Origin of the sequence: Pseudoalteromonas sp. SR45-5 (assembly GCF_014163565.1) — a bacterium.
Taxonomy (GTDB): Bacteria; Pseudomonadota; Gammaproteobacteria; order Enterobacterales; family Alteromonadaceae; genus Pseudoalteromonas; species Pseudoalteromonas distincta.
In genome coordinates, this window is record NZ_JACJDN010000660.1 from 1 (window position 1) to 2,113 (window position 2,113).

Sequence of the window (2,113 nt, forward strand, 5' to 3'; positions counted from 1 at the left end):
GTATTACCTGGCGAACTAGCTACCGAAATAATACGTTCTATGGTATTTAAAAAAGTATCAAACAAGCTATTACCTTCGCCCTGAAGGGCAAGTAAAAACTCAGAAGAAGCAACAGCAACAAGTAGCGCCATAATCACTTCTTTTCGCCAAAACACGATAGCAATCGCAATTAGCGGCGGTAAAATAGAATACCAATGCATAAAAAGTTAACCTTAATTATTAGCGAGTAAACCTCGCTTTGTACGCGTTTTAACGCTTATTTGTTAAGCCTAACAACATAAACCGGCTTAGTTTTATAGACCGCTTAGCTTAATGGATTGGCTTACTCAAGTCACCTGTAAATAAATCACTTAAGGTGGCACAGTTAGTACGTTTTAACCTATACGATAGCTTATTGATTTAGTAACGCTTCGTAAATAAGCGAGACGACCGATCCGTACTGCGCGGTTTCAAATTGTTTACCTGTAAATTCGTAACGTTTTTGCGAGCCTTTAATTGCGCTATGGCGAGCATTGGTAAGTAAAACAATAGCCAAGTCGTAAGCGGGGTCAATTACGGTCACTGTGCCTGTCCAACCGGTGTGCCCATAAGCCTGCGCACTTGCATAAGGCCCAAAGTGCCAGCGCCTTGCTTGATTATTACCAGCAAGCCTAAAGCCAAGCCCGTAGGTCTCATCGCTTGATTGCGGCGTTAAAAATTGTGCTAAGGCGCTTGCACTAAATAATTGTTGGTCGCCATAGCCACCATTATTTAGTAATAGCTGGCAAAGCACCGCTAAGTCGTGAGCATTACTAAATAGCCCAGCATGCCCTGCTACGCCATCAAGTGAGTAGTAAGCGCGCTCATCATGCACTTGGCCTTGTAAAACAGTGGTACGAACATTATCAAACTTAATGCGCCCGTCTCGTGTGTTGCCGCTAAGCTCAGTGGCTGCAAATTGCTGCGGCTTAAAGCCTTTTTTAAGTGGATTAAATAACGTGTTAGTTAATTTTAATGGCGCGTACACTTGCTGCTCTAGGTATTCGTCAAGGGGCTGCCCAGTTATGCGCTCAATGAGTACGCCTAAAATCATGTAATCAATATCTGAGTAAACATGCTGCCCAGATGATTTACTACTAAAAGGCACGCTGGTAAGTAATAGCTGTTTGGTGGTTTTACTGTTTTGCGAATAAAACGCGTCGCCGTAGCTGCCATCTTTACGATGAAAGTCAAATACTGGCGGGTATCCAGCGCTGTGTGTGAGTAAGTCTTTTACTGTGCGCTTTGCTCGCCCTTCACCTTTATATTCGCTTAGGTAGCTTTGTACGGGTTTATTAATATTTAATAACCCTTCGCTTACTAATTTCATAAGTGCAAAGTTTGTGGCAAATATTTTGGTGTTTGAGGCAAGATCAAACAAAGTATTAGTTTGCATGGGCTCTGGGCGTAGTAGCATTAAATCACTTTGCTGGTATTGCTTTGCATCGCCATAGGCGGTTAATTTTATTAGCTCACCATTTTTAACAACAGCCAATACAGCCCCAGGAAAACCCGCTTTTACATCACGTTCAATTAATGCGTCTACTTCAGTAAAATCTATATGCTTTTTTGGTTCATCGCTTAAAGTAGGAAATGCAAAACGCAGCGTTAAACTTGCGCCAGCAGGGAGAATATTTTCAACTTTAAAGGTATTAACACCGTTGTGAGTATTTTTTGCCAAACTGTAATTATATAAGGTGTTGGCGCTTAGTTGGTTAACGTCGAGCTTTTTATTATTAATGTAAATATCGGCGCTTTGTGCGTTGTGGTTTTGTATTAATAATTGCCCGCGCCCTTTGTAAGCTTTAAACGTTCCTCGGTTATTTACATAAAACCGGCTACTTGGATTTACCTCAGGAAACGTTACAACCACTTGTGCATTAGGCAGCTCTACAAGTTGGCTTTTTGTAAGTGGTAGCACCGAGCTAATAGGCTCAGGTGGTGTACTACAACCCACAATAATAAAGCTCAATGCCGCTATAAATGCTTGTTTGATATAAGCACACCTTTGATATTTTACAGCAATAAACATGCTTAGCCCTTATTTATATAACAAGTAAGGCGCTCTTTGCGCTTTAAATTGCGCAAGCCCCGC

At 41.5% G+C, this 2,113-nt stretch carries 1 protein-coding gene and 1 pseudogene; both read right to left on the reverse strand.

Annotated elements, in window-relative coordinates; translation table 11 throughout:
- Window positions 1–200: pseudogene (locus H5072_RS17685) on the reverse strand (sodium:proton antiporter); the annotation flags it as partial.
- A gap of 191 nt (window positions 201–391) precedes the next feature.
- The gene (gene pbp4b / locus H5072_RS17690) at window positions 392–2,050 is read right to left on the reverse strand and encodes a penicillin binding protein PBP4B (RefSeq protein WP_182694299.1); all 1,659 of its coding nucleotides are present in this window, start codon (window positions 2,048–2,050) and stop codon (window positions 392–394) included.
- Window positions 2,051–2,113 lie beyond the last annotated feature (63 nt).

Coding starts and splice junctions, on each gene's coding strand:
- pbp4b (WP_182694299.1), bottom strand. CDS start 2,050: ATGTTTATTGCTGTAAAATATCAAAGGTGTGCTTATATCAAACAAGCA.